The 17447-nt window shown below is 45.6% G+C and carries 12 protein-coding genes and 3 pseudogenes; 7 read left to right on the top strand and 8 right to left on the bottom strand.

The genetic code is table 11. From position 1 onward, the window contains the following. From DXE35_RS08895 to dnaA, 6 genes and pseudogenes are all read right to left on the bottom strand, one after another. A pseudogene (locus DXE35_RS08895) lies at positions 1–767 on the bottom strand (ABC transporter ATP-binding protein). A 108-nt stretch (positions 768–875) separates the two neighbouring features. Beyond that, a complete protein-coding gene (locus DXE35_RS08890; RefSeq protein WP_114690289.1) occupies positions 876–1091 on the bottom strand; it encodes a DUF3717 domain-containing protein in 216 nt (71 codons plus the stop codon). A gap of 16 nt (positions 1092–1107) precedes the next feature. Then, positions 1108–1596 (bottom strand): SET domain-containing protein, encoded by a 489-nt coding sequence (locus tag DXE35_RS08885; RefSeq protein ID WP_114690288.1) that lies wholly within the window; start codon positions 1594–1596, stop codon positions 1108–1110. 2 nt (positions 1597–1598) lie between these two features. Then, positions 1599–4097 (bottom strand): DNA topoisomerase (ATP-hydrolyzing) subunit B, encoded by a 2499-nt coding sequence (gene gyrB, locus DXE35_RS08880; protein ID WP_114690287.1) that lies wholly within the window; start codon positions 4095–4097, stop codon positions 1599–1601. A 9-nt stretch (positions 4098–4106) separates the two neighbouring features. After that, positions 4107–5222 (bottom strand): DNA polymerase III subunit beta, encoded by a 1116-nt coding sequence (gene dnaN / locus DXE35_RS08875; RefSeq protein ID WP_114690430.1) that lies wholly within the window; start codon positions 5220–5222, stop codon positions 4107–4109. A 247-nt stretch (positions 5223–5469) separates the two neighbouring features. Further along, positions 5470–6894: a chromosomal replication initiator protein DnaA gene (gene dnaA / locus DXE35_RS08870; RefSeq protein ID WP_114690429.1), complete on the bottom strand. Its 1425-nt coding sequence runs from the start codon at positions 6892–6894 to the stop codon at positions 5470–5472. A 222-nt stretch (positions 6895–7116) separates the two neighbouring features. Between dnaA and rpmH the strand changes: the two genes are divergently transcribed. From rpmH to mnmC1, 7 genes and pseudogenes are all read left to right on the top strand, one after another. Further along, positions 7117–7251: a 50S ribosomal protein L34 gene (gene rpmH, locus DXE35_RS08865; protein ID WP_114690286.1), complete on the top strand. Its 135-nt coding sequence runs from the start codon at positions 7117–7119 to the stop codon at positions 7249–7251. Positions 7252–7322: 71 nt separating this feature from the next. Beyond that, the gene (rnpA, locus tag DXE35_RS08860) at positions 7323–7577 is read left to right on the top strand and encodes a ribonuclease P protein component (RefSeq protein WP_231970117.1); all 255 of its coding nucleotides are present in this window, start codon (positions 7323–7325) and stop codon (positions 7575–7577) included. 2 nt (positions 7578–7579) lie between these two features. Further along, positions 7580–7822, top strand: a complete 243-nt coding sequence (gene yidD, locus DXE35_RS08855) for a membrane protein insertion efficiency factor YidD (RefSeq protein WP_114690284.1) — start codon at positions 7580–7582, stop codon at positions 7820–7822. Positions 7823–7828: 6 nt separating this feature from the next. Beyond that, positions 7829–9502, top strand: a complete 1674-nt coding sequence (gene yidC, locus DXE35_RS08850; RefSeq protein WP_114690283.1) for a membrane protein insertase YidC — start codon at positions 7829–7831, stop codon at positions 9500–9502. Positions 9503–9546: 44 nt separating this feature from the next. Beyond that, positions 9547–10908 carry a tRNA uridine-5-carboxymethylaminomethyl(34) synthesis GTPase MnmE gene (gene mnmE / locus DXE35_RS08845; protein WP_162785012.1) on the top strand — a complete coding sequence of 454 codons (1362 nt, stop codon included), beginning with the start codon at positions 9547–9549 and terminating at the stop codon, positions 10906–10908. A gap of 90 nt (positions 10909–10998) precedes the next feature. Next, on the top strand, positions 10999–12864 hold the full coding sequence (locus DXE35_RS08840) for a phosphoenolpyruvate carboxykinase (GTP) (protein ID WP_114690281.1): 1866 nt from the start codon (positions 10999–11001) through the stop codon (positions 12862–12864). A gap of 48 nt (positions 12865–12912) precedes the next feature. Beyond that, positions 12913–14004, top strand: a pseudogene (mnmC1, locus tag DXE35_RS10810) (FAD-dependent 5-carboxymethylaminomethyl-2-thiouridine(34) oxidoreductase MnmC1); the annotation flags it as partial. Here mnmC1 and DXE35_RS08830 read toward each other — a convergent pair. Beyond that, positions 13974–16652 (bottom strand): DNA topoisomerase III, encoded by a 2679-nt coding sequence (locus DXE35_RS08830; RefSeq protein ID WP_114690279.1) that lies wholly within the window; start codon positions 16650–16652, stop codon positions 13974–13976. The pseudogene mnmC1 and the gene DXE35_RS08830 sit on opposite strands and share 31 nt — an antisense overlap. A gap of 201 nt (positions 16653–16853) precedes the next feature. After that, positions 16854–17411 (bottom strand): annotated as a pseudogene (gene dprA, locus DXE35_RS10805) (DNA-processing protein DprA). Positions 17412–17447: the final 36 nt, after the last annotated feature.

Here is a 17447-nt window from a genome sequence, read left to right as displayed (position 1 = left end):
TCATAGGTTGTCTCCCCCATGGCTACCCATGTAAGCCTCAACAACGAGTGGGTTATTAGAAAACTCGTTATAATAGCCCTCAGCCAAAATGGAGCCTCGCTGCAACACAGTTATTCGATCGGCAATCGAAGCAACCACCTTCATATTGTGTTCAACCATCAAAATCGTGCGACCCTTAGCGACGCGATCAATCGACTCTGTTACACGCTCTACATCTTCGCGACCAATACCTTGGGTTGGCTCATCCAGAAGCATAAACTCTGGCTCCATAGCCAATGTAGTGGCTATTTCTAGGGCTCTTTTGCGGCCTTAAGCTAAATTCAAGGTTTCCTCATGAGCGAAATCCTCGAGGCCAACATCATGCAAAAGCTCTAAAGCTCGTTCATTGAGCACGTTTAGAGAGTTTCCTGATTTCCAACAGTACAATTCGGTGCCCAATCCTCGCTGTAGTGCAACACGAACATTCTCCAAAACCGTCAAATGTGGGAACACTACTGAAATCTGAAAAGAGCGAATAACACCGCGCCGGGCAATCTGTGCGGCTGCCTCATTGGTGATATCAAAACCAGTAAACAAAATTTGGCCGCTACTGGTCACCAAAAACTTGGTTAATAAATTAAAGATGTGGTCTTGCCCGCCCCATTCGGACCAATTAAGGCGTGAATGGTTCCCCGGGTGACATCTAAATTCACATCGGTGACCGCAGAAAACCCTTTGAAGGATTTGCCCAATCCAATTGTTTTTAATATTGTTTCGTGCAATCTCATACCCTCTACCCCATACTTGGGAGCAAAAATATGAGAATACTCCAAGATTGGTTTGCCATATATATAGCAATAACCCTAAAAATCTTGGCGCAGGGACACAAAAAATATTTACGAGATTTTTTGAAATTGTTGAATGGCTGAGCGAGCCAAATCATCCAACACATCTACCGGCACCCGTTGGGGACCCTGAACAATCATCAATGCGTAAAGTTTTGCAAGCGCAGAAGCTTCTGGGCAAAGGCGCAACTCATCACCTGCCGATGGTGACTGACTACGCCAATAGTTAATGGCGGCCTCTAGCTCTTGGATTGTTACAAACAACATATGGGGTTTATTTAATTCATTTGCCTGCAAGCATGGTGTCACGACATTTCTTGGCGCCGCAACGACACTCATAATCTTTTTTCATCTGCTTGGTGATCTTGCCCTCGATATCCAGCGAGTAGTCATAAAACAACTCCTCTCCCACTTTAAGGGCGCGCTTGGCGTAAATAAAGACCCTTGGCTCACCTTCAAAATTATCTTCGCGAGTTTCACAACTTGGTTCGCAAGAGTGATTAATCCAGCGCGCCGCATTGCCACCATGATTGGCGTCAATTACTCGCCCATCTTCTAATGAAAAGTAAAAGGTGTGATTGGGGTCTTTGAGGTCGTGCGGATGCCGTTTTTTAGCCAACTTCCAACTAATGCGCTCGCCCTTATATTCAATAATTGCCTGGCCTTTTTTAATAGGTTTAACAACAAAAACGCCTTTGCCATGAATCGGTGAAGATTTCACAACAATAGAGGATCGATCCACCTTTGGTGGTTTCAATTTTTGAGATGCCATATTTAAACGTCTAGGTTGCGCGCAATAAGCGCATTCTTTTCAATAAACGCGCGACGAGGCTCAACCTCATCACCCATTAGCGTTGTAAACACTTGATCGGCAGCAATTGCGTCTTCAATCTTCACCTGCAAAAGCGTTCTTGAGTTTGCGTCCATGGTGGTTTCCCATAGCTGTGATGAATTCATCTCACCAAGACCTTTGTAGCGCTGACGACTTAATACTCGCTCCGCCTCAGATAGCAACCATGCAAAAGCAGCCATGAAGTCGCCAATGGTTTGTTCTTTTTGATTTTTATCTGGGTCGCCACGACGCACTTTAGAGCCTGGAACAACCTTGCCAGATAAAACCGCAGCGGCATTGGCAAGACTTTGATAGTCATCGCCCTGCACAAAATCTGAATTGATGGAAGACAGTTTTAGGTTTCCATGGATGCGACGGGAGATCAGCAAGCGGAAGCGCTCAGTGCGATCTTCTTTTTGCACAATAGTTTCCGGTGGCGCTGCCAACGGGTTTAATGAATCGGAAAGCGCCTGCCTGAGACGCGCTGCGGATTCATGCGCCGACTTTTCTGTATCCAAATTTAATGATGTGCCAGAGGCGATTGCGCGAAGCGCATCTTCATCCATGGTTCGGGATAGGCGATCAACGATTGATTGAATCGCCTGATAGTGTTTTGCCAACTCATTCAGCGCTGCACCTTCAATAATTTCACCTGCAGGCGTTTGTAAAGATGCGGTTTCTAATGCGATTTTTAATAACAATTGATTTAACTCATTGTCATCTTTAATGTATTGCTCACTCTTGCCAAACTTCACCTTGTAAAGCGGTGGTTGAGCAATATAAATGTGGCCACGCTCGATCAACTCTGGCATCTGTCTATAGAAGAAAGTTAATAGCAATGTACGAATGTGACTGCCGTCCACGTCCGCGTCGGTCATGATAATGATGCGGTGATAGCGAAGTTTGTCCGCTTTATATTCCTCAATGCCAATACCCGTACCTAAAACGGTAATTAAGGTGACTACCTCTTGGCTGGTAAGCATTTTGTCAAAACGCGCTTTTTCAACGTTCAGAATCTTCCCTTTTAAAGGAAGAATGGCTTGAAAGCGACGATTGCGGCCCTGCTTAGCAGAACCGCCCGCGGAATCGCCCTCGACAATAAACAATTCAGATTTTGATGGGTCTTTCTCTTGGCAATCAGCTAACTTCCCAGGTAAACCCAAACCATCTAAAGCGCCTTTACGACGCGTCATATCGCGTGCCTTACGCGCCGCCTCTCGAGCGCGCGCCGCATCAACAATCTTGCCGCAAAGAATCTTTGCGTCTGCAGGGCGTTCCTGTAAGTAAGCACTCAAAGCTTCGGCAACAATTTCTTCTACGGGTCCACGAACTTCACTAGAAACCAATTTATCTTTGGTTTGACTGGAGAACTTTGGCTCGGGAACTTTCACAGACAAAACACACGCCAAGCCTTCACGCATATCATCGCCAGAAATTTCTACTTTTGCCTTTTTAGCAACCTCATTTTCATCAATGTATTTATTGATGACACGAGTCATTGCTACGCGCAAACCAGTTAAGTGTGTTCCGCCATCGCGCTGTGGAATGTTATTAGTAAAACAAAGTACTTGTTCGCTAAAACTATCATTCCACTGCATAGAAACTTCAGCGGTAATTTGACCACCAAGATCAGATGGCCGAAAGCCTTCAGCATACAAAATATTAGGGTGTAAAACATTTTTAGTTTGGTTGATGTACTCAACAAATCCCCTTACACCACCAGAGAAAGCAAAATCCTCTTCTTGACCAGTGCGCTGGTCGATGAGTTTGATGTGTACACCATTATTTAAGAATGAGAGCTCGCGAATACGTTTAACCAAAATCTCATAATGGAACTCTATGTTCCCAAAGATTTCCTCATCCGCCAGAAAGTGCACTTCGGTTCCTGAAAGTTCCGTGTCCCCTGTAACGGTGATTGGAGAAACCAACACACCGTTTTCATCTACAACGTTACGATTTTGAATAGCGCCACGCGCAAACTCCATACGGTGGGTTTTGCCATCGCGACGAATGGTTAGTTTTAACCATTTAGACAATGCGTTTACGCAACTAACGCCCACACCATGCAGACCACCTGAAACTTTATAGCTGTTTTGGTCAAACTTACCACCAGCATGCAACTCAGTCATGACGATTTCAGCAGCACTTCTTTTTGGCTCGTGTTTGTCGTCGTATTTAATTCCAGTAGGGACACCGCGACCATTATCAACAATAGAAATTGAGTTATCGGTTTGAAGAACTACCGTAATTTCAGAACAATAACCTGCCAACGCCTCATCAATGGAGTTATCTAAAACCTCAAAAACGAGGTGATGTAGACCTGTTCCATCAGACGTGTCCCCGATGTACATACCAGGACGTTTACGAACAGCTTCAAGACCCTCTAGGATTTGAATCGATGCAGCGCCGTACTGCTCTACTACTTTTTTTTCTTCAGTCATTTTTTTAAGTTAAATACGCATTGGCATCACAACATACTTAAAGCTCTCTGAGCCAGGCAGAGTAATCACAGCACTGCTGTTTGCATCACCCAAACTCATTTGAATTTTTTCATTCTTTAGGTTTGATAAAACGTCAAGTAAGTAACTCACGTTAAACCCGATCTCCACAGCATCTCCTGCGTATTCAGTTTCAATCTCTTCTTGCGCCTCTTCTTGCTCAGCATTGGTGGATTGAATTGTGATGCGATCAGGGGATAAGGAAAAGCGAACACCTTTAAATTTGTCCGTAGTTAGAATGGCGGCCCGTTGAAGTGCTGATTGCAACGCATCGCGTCCAACCACTAAGGAATTTTTTTGTCCTTTTGGAATAACTCTCTGGAAATCTGGAAACTTACCTTCAACTAATTTTGAGATTAACTCAATATCCCAAAAAGAAAACTTCACTTGATTTGCAGTCATGCTGATCTCAAGAGGCTCATCAGAGTCTTCAAGTAAGTGTTGACACTCTAAGATGGTTTTGCGTGGAATAATAATTTCCTGCTTCTGACCGGATCCTGAGGGTGCTTCCGCCAGCTCAACTTGTGAATAAGCAAGACGATGACCATCGGTTGCAACCGCAACAACCTCTTTACCCTCAATCACTAACAACATGCCGTTCAGGTAATAACGAATATCTTGTTGCGCCATCGAAAAATGTACTTGGCTAATGAGTTGACGGAAGCTTTTTTGAGACATCTTCCATGCGGCAGTAACTTCACCAACACTCTGCATTACGGGAAACTCGGTTGCGGCAAGTGTCTGTAATGAAAAACGACTTTTACCATTCTGCATCACCATTTTGTTATCTTTTAAACTCAAAGATACCGGTCCATCTGGTAGGGCGCGCAAAATATCCAGTAATTTTCTTGCGGCTACGGTCGTCGTGACATCCTCCGCACCAACACCAAAGTTAGCGTTGGTTGTAATTTGAATTTCAATATCAGTGGAGATGAAAGAAACTTTTTCACCAATCTTTTTAAACAAAAGATTTGTCAAGATTGGGAGTGTGTGTCTACGTTCAACAATTCCACTAACAACCTGAAGGGGTTTTAGTAAGTGATCGCGTGAAGTGTTAATGAGTTGCATTACTTTTAAATCCTTGTATATTAGTAATAATAGTAATAATGGATTGAAATTCTGTGGATAAGTCAAAAAACCTTTATAAAATAACATCTTAAACGATAAAAAACCTGTGGAAAACTTTTGTATAAGGACTGCATAAAACGGGGATAACTTTTTATCAACACCCTATTTTTGCATGAAGCGGAGTCTTTCCACACTTTATCCACAACCAATCCCCAAACTTATCCCTTGGGTTATCCACAAACACAAATTAAGTCTTTAAGGTTTGTTCAATCACATGAATCTCATGATTTAGCTGGCTGTCATGGGCTCGCTCGTCTGCAATCTTGCGAACGGCATGCAAAACGGTTGTGTGATCTCGACCGCCAAATAACTCACCAATCTCCGGTAAACTCTTTTGAGTTAACTCTTTAGCCATAAACATTGCAATTTGACGTGGTCTGGCGATATTGGCCGGACGTTTTTTGGAATACATGTCGGCAACCTTAATGCTATAAAAATCAGCAACCGCTTTTTGAATGTTTTCAACCGAGATTTGACGATTTTGAATAGAAAGCAGGTCTTTGAGGGCCGTCCTGGCAACCTCAATAGTGACTTCGCGCCCATGAAAACGCACAAAAGCTAAAATCTTCCTTAGGGCGCCCTCAAGCTCCCGAACATTGGAGCGGAGGTGTTTGGCTACAAAGAAGGCGACATCTTCACTCATAGGGATGCCCTCACTAATTGCCTTCTTCATCAAAATTGCTACCCGCATTTCCAGTTCTGGCGGCTCAATTGCGACCGTTAATCCAGAATCAAAACGTGAGATCAGGCGGTCATCAATTCCAGCCATTTCTTTGGGATAAGTATCACTAGTAATGATGACTTGAGATTTGTTGCTTAACAGGGCCTCAAAAGCATAAAAAAACTCCTCTTGAGTTCTCGATTTGCCGCTAAAAAACTGAATATCATCAATTAATAGAAGGTCGAGAGAGTGGTAGTAGCGCTTAAAGCGGTCAAAAGCCTTTTGCTGGTAGGCGCGCACTACATCAGAGACATATTGCTCCGCATGAATATAGCGAATGCGGGCATTGGGCTTGTCCTTAAGAAGGTGATTGCCAATCGCATGAATTAAATGGGTTTTCCCTAAACCAACCCCGCCGTATAAAAACATAGGGTTATAGGATGTGCCTGGATTGTTGGCAACCTGAATTGAGGCCGCCCTAGCTAGTTGATTGGCTTTTCCGGTAACAAAGGTCTCAAAAGTTAAGTTTGGATTTAATTTTGAGTGATCCTCTATTTCAAACCCCCCTTCTTCAACGGAAATTACCGGCTCCAAAGTTGCAGGGGTTGTGGTATTTTGCGGTAACTCTTCGGCTAGCGTTTTTGTATTTATTGTTGGTTTGGCCTCCGCCGCAAGCGCAAAACTAACATTTATGGGGCGACCAAAATATTGGGAGGCCAACTCCTGAAATCGGTCGGAAAACGTTTTTTTAATCCAATCCAACTTAAATCGATTTGGCGCTCCTATTATTAGTGAGTGATCACTTTCAATAAAAGATAATAGGGTTAATGGTTGAATCCATGTTTTAAACTGTTGGGGAGACAGTTCGCGGGATAAAATGCTGATAGCATCATCCCAAAACCCCAGTGGGGTAATTGAATTCAAGGCGGGGGGATTGTGTAGGTTGCTCATATTTTTGGAGGATCCATTGTAGCGATCCTCCAAAGTTATCCACAAGCCACAAAAACGTGGAAAAGCTGTGTATAACTTGTGAATAATCAAAAATTCTCTATTGAAATTAATGATTTAAGATACATTTAAGGAAAAATAGAGAAAAACACCTACATATTCATCAAAATGGATTGACCTTTTGCTCTGCAACAAGGAAAATACTTGGTTTTCCAGGGATCGATCATGAAAAGAACTTACCAACCCTCAGTAACCCGTCGTAAGCGCACTCACGGCTTTCGTATTCGTATGAAAACCAAAAGCGGACGCGCCGCATTGAACGCACGTCGCGAAAAGGGCCGCAAGCGTTTGGCTGTTTAATTTAGTCATTGAATAGCGCAAGGATTTCTGAATTACTAAAAATATGCCCAAAGACAAGTTTGTATTGGGGTGTGTATGCTGCACCCGCCCAAGAAGGCGCTAATCCCGATTTGGGTGTGGCGGTAGCAAAGAAGCTAGCCAAAAGAGCGGTTGACCGAAACCGCCTCAAGCGGATGATTCGCGAATTAGTTTGGGCAGCCCAAGCCAACGCCTTAAATAAAGATGTTGTGGTTAAGCTCAAAAAGCCAATTGGTCGCGAGACGCGGGGCAGGCTTCGGAAAAAAGAAAAAGAAATGCTACTCTCTCAAATTTCAGGGTTGATTTAAGGGTGCGCGTTTTAAATAATGCTGCAATCAAGTTGGTCAAAGTTTATCAACTAACTCTTAGCCCATACTTGGGTATGCACTGTAAATACGTACCTAGTTGTTCGCAATATGCTTGTGACTGCTTTAGCTATTACGGCTTTATGAAAGGCTTTGGCTTAATGATGTGGCGCATTTTGCGCTGCAACCCATGGACGCATGGCGGATATGACCCTGCTTTAAAAGATACACAACACCAACTTAAGTGAATGTAAATGGACTTTAAAAAAACAATTCTTTGGGCAGTATTCTCGATGTCGGGTTTGATGCTCTACAACAATTGGCAGGTTCATGAAGGAAAGCCATCTTTGTTTGGTGGCACCACAGCAAGCGCACCGGTTGCTGCAGATAAAACAGCCGCCAACAACAAGATTGACGTTCCTGCGCAAATCTCTGGCTCACCCGCGGTTGCCGCAACACCAGTGGTTAATGGTGGCGCGATTGAAAGCGCAGAACGGTTCACACTACAAAACGATGTTTTAGTGCTGGAAATTAGTGCAAGTGGCGCAAATGTAATCGACGCAAAGTTGTTGAAATCTTTAACTGCTGAAAACAAGCCGGTTGAACTATTTCAGTACACACCTACACACAAGTATTTTGCTCGTTCAGGTTTAATTGCATTAAACAACAATGATCTTCCAAACCATACCAGCGCCTTCAAATTGATTCAGTCTGGCAAAGATGGTTCAGGCAGACCGTTTGCTGTTTTTGCTAGTGAGCGCAATGGCGTAAAGCTCGAAAAGACATTCATCCTAAACCCAGGTAGCTATGTTGTGGATGTTGGGCATCGCATTACCCAATCAGCGAACAATTCAAATCCACTGGTTCTCTATACAGAGATCGTACGTGACGCATCACAAAAACAAAAAATCGGCCCATTTGGCGGCGCTTTCTCAGCTAGCACCTTCACCGGTCCTGCGGCCTATACCGATAAGGAAAAGTTCAATAAGCTCGAGTTCACATCGATTGATAAAAACAAAATCACCATCCCAACTCAAGTGGCTGCTGGTGAGCCAGCATGGATTGCAATGGTTCAACACTATTTTGCAAGCGCATGGATTCCAGGCGATAAAGATGCGCGCGATATTTACGCAGGCAGAATTGATAATGGCTTATATCGAATTGGCATGCAAACACCGCTCGGTGTTATTGCTTCAGGCTCTACGGTGGTTGAAAAAGCCAAGCTATTTGTTGGCCCACAAGAAGAGCGTGTTTTAGAAACGATCGCGCCTGGTTTTGAGTTGCTCAAAGATTATGGCTACTTAACTATTTTGGCCAAACCCATTTTCTGGCTTTTGGATAACATCCACTCCTACATTGGCAACTGGGGGTTGTCCATCATTCTCCTAACCATCTTGATTAAGTTGATGTTCTTCCCTTTGTCGGCCGCAAGCTACAAATCAATGGCTCGCATGAAAGAGGTGCAACCGCGTTTGGTTGACATGAAAGAACAGTACAAGGGTGAGCCACAAAAACTCAATCAAGCCATGATGGAGCTGTACCGCAAGGAGAAGATCAACCCATTGGGCGGTTGCTTGCCGGTCGTCATTCAGATCCCGGTATTTATTTCTTTGTATTGGGTCTTATTGTCTTCGGTTGAAATGCGTGGCGCCCCATGGATTTTGTGGATTCATGATCTTTCAGTGCCTGATCCGTATTACATCCTTCCGGTCATCATGGCCGTTTCCATGTTCGTGCAAACCAAGTTGAACCCAACACCACCAGATCCAATTCAGGCGAAAGTGATGATGTACATGCCAATTGTTTTCTCGGTCATGTTCTTCTTCTTCCCAGCGGGCTTGGTTTTATATTGGGTTGTGAACAACTTGCTTTCAATTGCACAGCAGTGGCAGATCAACCAAATGTTTGGACAAAAGCCCGCTAAGTAATTCGCGAGCTGTATAAAAAAACTTTGTAATAACAGGCAGCAATGATGACGAGAAAATTACCCATCATTGCTGTTGCCACTGCGCCAGGCAGGGCTGGAGTTGGGGTTGTGCGCATCAGCGGTCAAAATTTGATCGCTCTCGCAAGCGCGCTTTTTCAAAAAAAACTCTCTCCAAGGCAGGCCAATCTATTAACGCTTTTTGATGAGCATGGCCACGCGATTGATCAACTGATTGCGATTTATTTTGCTGGGCCAGCGTCTTTTACTGGTGAGGATGTTTTAGAGCTTCAATGTCATGGTGGTCCCGAATTGCTTGAGTTGGTGGTAAAGCGTTGCCTTGCGCTGGGAAAAGCCGAAGGCCTAGTAATTGCGGAGCCTGGTGAATTTACTCTGCGCGCTTACTTAAACGGCAAAATTGACCTAACGCAGGCAGAGGCGATTGCCGATCTGATTGATGCGCAGAGTGAAGCCGCTGTGCGTGGAGCCGCACGCTCCCTGCAGGGCGCTTTTTCTGACGACATCAACAACTTAATTGAAGAAATTACTCAACTCAGAATTTTGGTTGAATCGACCCTAGACTTTCCAGAGGAAGAGATTGAGTTTTTGGAGAATGCACAAGCGCGTCAGCGCCTGGCGGCTGTAAAAGAAAAGCTCAATACTTTGCGTGCTGGCGCCAAGCAGGGAAAAATTTTGCGCAATGGGATTCAACTAGTTCTGGCTGGCGCACCCAATGTTGGGAAAAGCTCTTTATTAAACCGATTGGCTGGCGAAGAGGTCGCTATTGTCACTCCTATTGCGGGAACAACGCGTGATCGGGTAAAAGAAAGTATCACCATTGATGGCGTGCCGATGCACATCATTGATACCGCCGGTCTACGAGACACCGCTGACCTAGTTGAAGCAAAAGGAATTGAAAGATCTTGGGATTCGATTCGTTTGGCTGATTTGGTGATTTTTTTAACCGATGCACAGTCGAGCGATCAACCAGATGATCTAAAAGCCCAGATTTTGCAAGAATTGCCCCCTAAGTGCGCCGTTCTTGAGGTGATTAATAAGGTTGATTTGCTACAAGACCCCCATAAGAGTGGGTCCAGCGAAGCTCTTTTGATTTCTGCCAAAACAGGGATGGGCATTGACCAGCTAAAACGGAGAATTTTGGAAACCGTGGGCTGGGACGGCCTCCAAGAAGGTGCAATTTTGGCCCGCAGGCGGCATTTAGACTGCATAGAGCGGGCGTCTGAACATATTGAAAAATCAGAACAATTCGCTGTAAATGGCAACAATTCGCTTGAATTGTTTGCAGAAGAGCTATCTTTAGCTCAAAAACATCTAGGCGAGATTACCGGAAAACTGCTTCCAGACGACCTTTTGGGAAAAATCTTTAGCCAGTTCTGTATTGGCAAGTAAAAGGTTTGTGCGGTGTAGGGCGTACTCCGCAAATGTGACCAAAATGTTAAAATTGCTTGATTAAAAAATTCAATCTTCATAGGGAAACATATGACCTCAACTACTAGCGGCCAAATTAATGTAAATGCGCCAGCCTACGTAAAAAACAAGCGTTTAATTGCATGGGTTGGCGAAGTTGCCGCCCTAACTCAACCTGATGCCATCCGTTGGTGCGATGGTTCGCAGGCTGAGTACGATGAGCTTTGTGAGTTATTGGTAAAGGCCGGCGTTTTTAAGCGCCTTAATCCCGCTAAGCGTAAAAACTCATTTTTGGCCCTATCCGACCCTGAAGATGTTGCGCGTGTTGAAGACCGGACATTTATTTGTTCAGCAAAGAAAGAAGATGCTGGTCCAACCAATAATTGGGTTGAGCCAAGCGCAATGCGCGCAACATTGAACCCGTTATTTGATGGGTGCATGCGTGGCAGAACAATGTATGTTGTGCCTTTTTCAATGGGCCCAATTGGTTCACCAATTGCGCACATTGGTGTTCAGTTGTCTGATAGCCCATATGTTGCGATCAATATGCGCCTGATGACTCGTATGGGCAAAGCAGTGATTGATCAGCTTGGTGCAGACGGCGAGTTTGTTCCTTGTATCCACACGGTTGGCAAGCCTTTGGCTGCTGGCGAAAAGGATATGGCATGGCCTAACAATAAAAACAAATACATTGTTCATTACACAGAAACACGTGAGATCTGGTCTTTTGGCTCAGGCTATGGCGGCAATGCTTTGTTGGGTAAAAAATGTTTCGCTTTGCGCATTGCATCCAATATGGGTCGCGAGCAGGGCTGGTTGGCTGAGCATATGTTGATCTTGGGTGTGACTTCACCTGAAGGTAAGAAATACCACATTGCGGCTGCATTCCCATCTGCTTGTGGCAAAACCAACTTCTCTATGATGATTCCTCCTAAGGGATTTGATGGTTGGAAGGTAACAACGATTGGTGATGACATTGCTTGGATCAAGCCACGCAAAGACCCTGTTACTGGTAAAACCCGTTTATTCGCGATCAACCCTGAATCTGGTTATTTCGGTGTTGCTCCGGGCACTAACCGCCAAACAAATCAGAACTGTATTGATTCATTGAATCAAGATGTGATCTTCACTAACGTTGGTTTAACTGATGATGGCGATGTTTGGTGGGAGGGTTTGACAGAAACTCCACCAGCACATTTGATCGACTGGCAAGGTAAAGACTGGACTCCTGCTGATGGGGCCGCTGGCCGCAAAGCCGCACACCCTAATTCACGCTTCACAGTGGCTGCAACCAACAACCCAGCAGTGGATCCAAACTGGGATGATCCTGCTGGCGTTCCAATTGACGCCTTCTTGTTTGGTGGCCGTCGTTCAAACACAGTGCCTTTGGTTAGCGAAGCGCGTGATTGGGTTGAGGGCGTGTACATGGCCGCAACCTTGGGCTCAGAAACCACTGCGGCTATTACAGGACAGATTGGTGTTGTGCGTCGCGACCCATTTGCAATGATTGCATTCGCTGGTTACAACATGAGTGACTATTTCCAGCACTGGCTCAACATTGGTGAGAAGCTTGAAGCCGAGGGTGCGGTATTGCCGAAGATCTATTGCGTGAATTGGTTCCGCAAGGATGAAAACGGCCAGTTCGTATGGCCTGGTTTTGGTGAAAATATGCGCGTTCTTTCTTGGATTTTGGGGCGCGCTGAAGGAAAAGCCAAAGGCAAAGAAACGCCGTTCGGCATTTGCCCAGAGCATAGCGACATGTATTGGAATGGTCTCGAATATTCTGCGGAGAAGTTTTCAAAAGCAATCCACGTAGCAGTTGAGGACTGGAAGAAGGAGCTGAAGCTCCATACAGAGTTGTTCGAACATCTTGGCGATCGTTTGCCAAAAGAGCTGAAAGAAACCCGCTCTAAGATTGAGCAACGTTTGAATGCTTAATGCCCACAAGCCTTTAGTAACACCAAACGTTGCATTTAGATTTTTTCAATGACCAAACCCCAACATCATGAAATAGTGGTGATTGGGGCAGGCATTTGCGGAGCAACCATTGCAAATGAGTTGCTTGAGCGCGGCAAGGTGGTTTGCGTTATTGATGCCGCCGCATCCCCAGCCGCCGCCTGTTCTAGCCATGCTTACGCGATTGCGCACCCTCATATTGGCAAGGGCTCTCCCCGTTTATTGCGTTTAACGAGAATTGCTTTTTTGCTTGCCGAGGTTCGCTGGAAAAGCGTTTGGCGACAACATGGAATATTTCAGCCGACCAAAAAAGATAAAGCATTTGATCGCGCGCAAATGGTGGAGCATCTGCGTTCTCTTGAGCTTGCCGAGGATATGGCAATTGCTATGGACGCTCAAGAGGCTGATCGTGTTTTTGGAGTTAAACAAAGTGGAGTTTGGTTGCCGCGCGGCGCCTGTCTAAATTTGCATGAAACAAGTAAGAGCTTATTACAAACTCACAATCAGCTGACTTGCATCTGGAACACACGTATAGCGCGCTTGGAAAAAGCGGGCGACACATGGCATCTATTTGATGGCACAAACCAATTGATCGCTTCTGCTGATAAGGTGGTTGTAGCGTGCGCCATGGAGGCTAAAGCCTTGCTTACCTCTATTGATGTACGCCTACCTTTAAAGCCCGTACGCGGCCAACTCAGTATTTTTTCGGTTCAAGAGAATGATCCTTGGGCGAAAAAATTACCTAGGGTTGGTATGTCCGGTGATGGGTATTGCTTGCCCGCAAAGCGGCTGGAAGACGGTAGTTATCAATGGATTGTGGGCTCCAGTTTTGATGAGGGTGAAGATGATCTTGTCCCAAGAGAAGCAAGCGATGATTTCAATCGAGAACAAGCAAGGGGTTTGGTGAATTATCCAGAAGGCGATCTTCACTCGCTAACGAAAGCCGGAGAATTTGTTGGCGTTCGTTGCGTGGCTGGAGATCGTTTACCAATTATTGGCGCGCTCACTCAACTCCCAGGAATATTTTTAGCGATCGCTCTGGGGTCGAGAGGGATGTTGTGGTCTGCTCTAGCGGCCAAGCTGATTACAGCTCAACTGCTAGAGGATGACTTTGCTTTGCTTGCGCGTTTAGGTTTTGCTGCGGATTTGGTTGCCGCACTTGCGCCTGCCCGTTTCTTTGCTGTAGCTTTAGCAGCACCTGCAGCTTTTGGCGCTTTTGCTTCAAATTCAAAACCAATTTTGCCTGCTGAATCTAAGGCCAAATAGGCCTTAAACCCACGCCCAGTACGGTTTGACTTAAAGTTCGCCAAAAGATCGGTTTTGCCCTCTTTCAGCAATTTCTGAATTTGTTCTGGCGACACTTCTTGTTGTAAAACCACTTTCCCAGTTTTGAAATCACATGATTTGCTAGGGCCAGTATTGTTTTCGCAAACATAGCGCATACCATCTTCATAGACTGCGTCAGAGCATTTTGGGCAAACGCCTAATGCTTGACGATTAGTGAAATCAACCGCTTCGGTTTCATCATCTTGGGTATTGCTAAAATCAAACTCGAGTTTGAAACCAGCATTTGGGTAATCTCTATCGTCCTCTGGAATTTCGTTTAACTTAATAATCGCCGCAAATGGTCTTCCCATTTTGCTGCGGAATCCTGGCAAGGGACCAATCGTTTTTTCACGCAATAATTCTTCTACTTCGTGGTATTCAAATGCGCGCCCACCTGGTGTCTTGCTGATAGTAAAACCACATTTTTCACAGGCGAAACGACGATAGTTTTCTTTTACCGGACCCTTACAGTGCGGGCATGGCGTGGCCATAGTGGCATAGTCGCCCGGAATGGTATCGCTATCGTATTCTTTGGCGCGTTTCACAATGCGCTGAGTCATTTGCGCAATCTCTTGCATGAAGGTATCGCGATTCATCTTGCCCAGCTCAATCAAGGAAAGTTTGTTTTCCCAGCTGCCGGTTAAATCGGGGCGAGTTAATTCTTCAACATCTAGACCGCGCAATAAAGTCATTAACTGAAATGCTTTCGCAGTCGGAATCAGTTCATGAGCTTCACGCACGATGTATTTTTCAGCAAGCAAGCCTTCAATAATGGCAGCGCGTGTCGCAGGAGTGCCTAGGCCTTTTTCAGCCATGACTTCACGCATCTCATCATCATCAACCCATTTGCCGGCGTTTTCCATTGCGGAGAGCAATGTCGCTTCGGTGTAGCGAGCGGGCGGCTTGGTTTTTAAAGGCACTGCAGCGATAGATTCATTTTGAACCGCTTCATCTTCTTGAACGGGCACTAGTTCATCATCCGCTTGATTGGATTTGCCATAAACAGTTAGCCAGCCGGGGTTTACGAGCACGCGTCCTTCAGTTTTGAAGTGGTGTCCGGATGCCTCAGTGATGCGAGTGGTGACGCGGAATTCCGCGGCAGGATAAAACACGGCCAAGAAACGACGGACCACCAAATCGTAGAGCTTCGCCTCAGGCTCGCTTAGGATCTTAGGCGTTTCTAGGGTTGGAATGATCGCAAAGTGATCAGAAATTTTGGAATTATCGAAAATGCGTTTGTTGGGCTTAATCCAGCCATAACCCGCTTTTGTCTTTGGATCCTTAGGATCGCCTTGCAAAATTTGTTTAGCAAAGCCGCGGTAGTCTTGTGAATGCTCAGCAAGGTTTTCCATGGTTTGTTTAACTGTATCGAGATAGTCCTCAGGAAGCGTTTTTGCATCGGTACGTGGATACATTAATACTTTGTGGCGCTCGTATAAGGCTTGCGCGAGACCCAAAGTATTTTTTGCGGAAAAGCCAAAGCGTGCGTTTGCTTCGCGCTGTAAACTGGTGAGATCAAATAACTGCGGAGCAAGTTGCGTAGCGGGCTTTGCTTCTTCCGTGACATTTGCCTTTTTACCGCGACATGCTGCCACAATGCTTTGGGCTGCTGCTTCGCTCCACAAGCGGTTCTCACGCGCATCTGGTTCGGCAGCATCCTTTTTAAATTTAGGATCAAACCAACGGCCCTCATACACACCGGCAGCAGCAATGAACTCCGCCTTGACTTCCCAGTAGTCTTTGGAAATGAACTTGCGAATCAACTCTTCGCGTTCCACCACAATGGAAAGTGTTGGAGTTTGCACACGGCCAACAGTAGTTAAAAAGAAGCCACCGCTTTTGCTATTAAATGCAGTCATGGCACGCGTACCATTGATACCGACTAGCCAGTCTGCCTCAGAGCGACAGCGCGCTGCATCAGCAAGGGGCTGCATATCTTCATCGGTTCGTAAGTTGGCGAAGCCCTCGCGAATGGCCGCTGGTGTCATTGATTGGAGCCATAGGCGCTTAATTGATTGCGATGCTTTTGCGTGTTGCGCAATCAAGCGGAAAATGAGCTCCCCTTCGCGCCCTGCGTCGCATGCATTAATGAGTGCGGTGACATCTTTACGTTTAATGAGTTTTTGTAAAACCTTCAAGCGCGATTCAGTTTTCGCAATTGGGCGTAAATCAAAATAAGGAGGCACTGCTGGTAAATTAGCGAAAGACCATTTACCGCGCTTGACGTCAAACTCTTCTGGGGCAGCAATTTCCAATAAGTGGCCAACCGCGGAAGAAATTAGAAAGTCATCGCTCTCAAAATAATCCTCATACTTTGTAAAGCCACCCAAGGCCTTGGCAATATCATTCGCAACAGAAGGCTTCTCTGCAATGATGAGCGCTTTTGGGTGGTCCCCGGCGGTTGTTTTTGAGCCGCTTTTTTTGGTAGTTGCTTTAGTTGCCACGCGTTTTGCCTAAATTTGAGCTAGAAATGGTGTTTTTAAGGTGTAAAACGGAGGGCCAATGTAAACCAAAATAGAGCCCACTCAATTGCACACCCTTTTTATTATTAACCGATCAATGAGGAAAAGTCCAAAAACCCCTATTTCTGGCCTATTTTTGATGCGGGGTAATGCCCATTTTTAGAGTTCAACCTCCATTTAAAGCTATTTAAAGTGGGTTTTTGGGTAAATAAGAAGCTCTTCCAACACATCGTTTGGCCTAAATGCCAGTTTTTCGCCCTGTTGAATGAGTAGGTGGCAACCAGCCGAATTTGGGTTTTGGATTGGTCCTGGGATGGCAAAAACCTCTCTTCCTAGGTCTGCCGCCAGTTTGGCTGTAATCAGCGAGCCTGATTTTTCCGCTGCCTCAACCACCAAAACACCCAGCGCCAGGGCTGCAATGATGCGATTCCGCCTTGGAAAGCGCTATGCTTTAGGCCCAGCTCCTAGTGGCAGCTCAGTAATTAAAAGCCCATTCTGTCCAATAGCTTGGGAGAGGCCAAGATTCTGGTGTTGATAAACAAGGTCTAGACCGGTTCCTAACACTGCAGCAGTGAAGTGCCCAGGGCCAAGCGCTAGGGCGGCGTGATGCGCCGCGCTATCTACCCCCTTTGCTATGCCAGACACAATGAGGACGCCGGCTTTTGAAAGTCCTTGAGCCAACCAGCGGACATTTTTTAGGCCCTCTGGGCTGGCGTTTCTGGAGCCGACAATAGCAATCATGGGCATTTCCAGCAGCGCCTTATTCGCATATATATA

The organism is Polynucleobacter necessarius, assembly GCF_900095215.1.
Lineage (GTDB): Bacteria > Pseudomonadota > Gammaproteobacteria > Burkholderiales > Burkholderiaceae > Polynucleobacter > Polynucleobacter necessarius_H.
The sequence above is the reverse complement of the archived record's forward strand: the minus strand, read 5'-3'. Positions and strand labels throughout refer to the sequence as shown.

What these genes read in the sequence shown, in the direction of transcription:
- rpmH (WP_114690286.1), top strand. Translation starts at nt 7,117, where the DNA reads ATGAAAAGAACTTACCAACCCTCAGTAACCCGTCGTAAGCGCACTCAC.
- gyrB (WP_114690287.1), bottom strand. Translation starts at nt 4,097, where the DNA reads ATGACTGAAGAAAAAAAAGTAGTAGAGCAGTACGGCGCTGCATCGATT.
- dnaN (WP_114690430.1), bottom strand. Translation starts at nt 5,222, where the DNA reads ATGCAACTCATTAACACTTCACGCGATCACTTACTAAAACCCCTTCAG.
- yidC (WP_114690283.1), top strand. Translation starts at nt 7,829, where the DNA reads ATGGACTTTAAAAAAACAATTCTTTGGGCAGTATTCTCGATGTCGGGT.
- DXE35_RS08885 (WP_114690288.1), bottom strand. Translation starts at nt 1,596, where the DNA reads ATGGCATCTCAAAAATTGAAACCACCAAAGGTGGATCGATCCTCTATT.
- mnmE (WP_162785012.1), top strand. Translation starts at nt 9,547, where the DNA reads ATGACGAGAAAATTACCCATCATTGCTGTTGCCACTGCGCCAGGCAGG.
- dnaA (WP_114690429.1), bottom strand. Translation starts at nt 6,894, where the DNA reads ATGAGCAACCTACACAATCCCCCCGCCTTGAATTCAATTACCCCACTG.
- DXE35_RS08840 (WP_114690281.1), top strand. Translation starts at nt 10,999, where the DNA reads ATGACCTCAACTACTAGCGGCCAAATTAATGTAAATGCGCCAGCCTAC.
- DXE35_RS08890 (WP_114690289.1), bottom strand. Translation starts at nt 1,091, where the DNA reads ATGTTGTTTGTAACAATCCAAGAGCTAGAGGCCGCCATTAACTATTGG.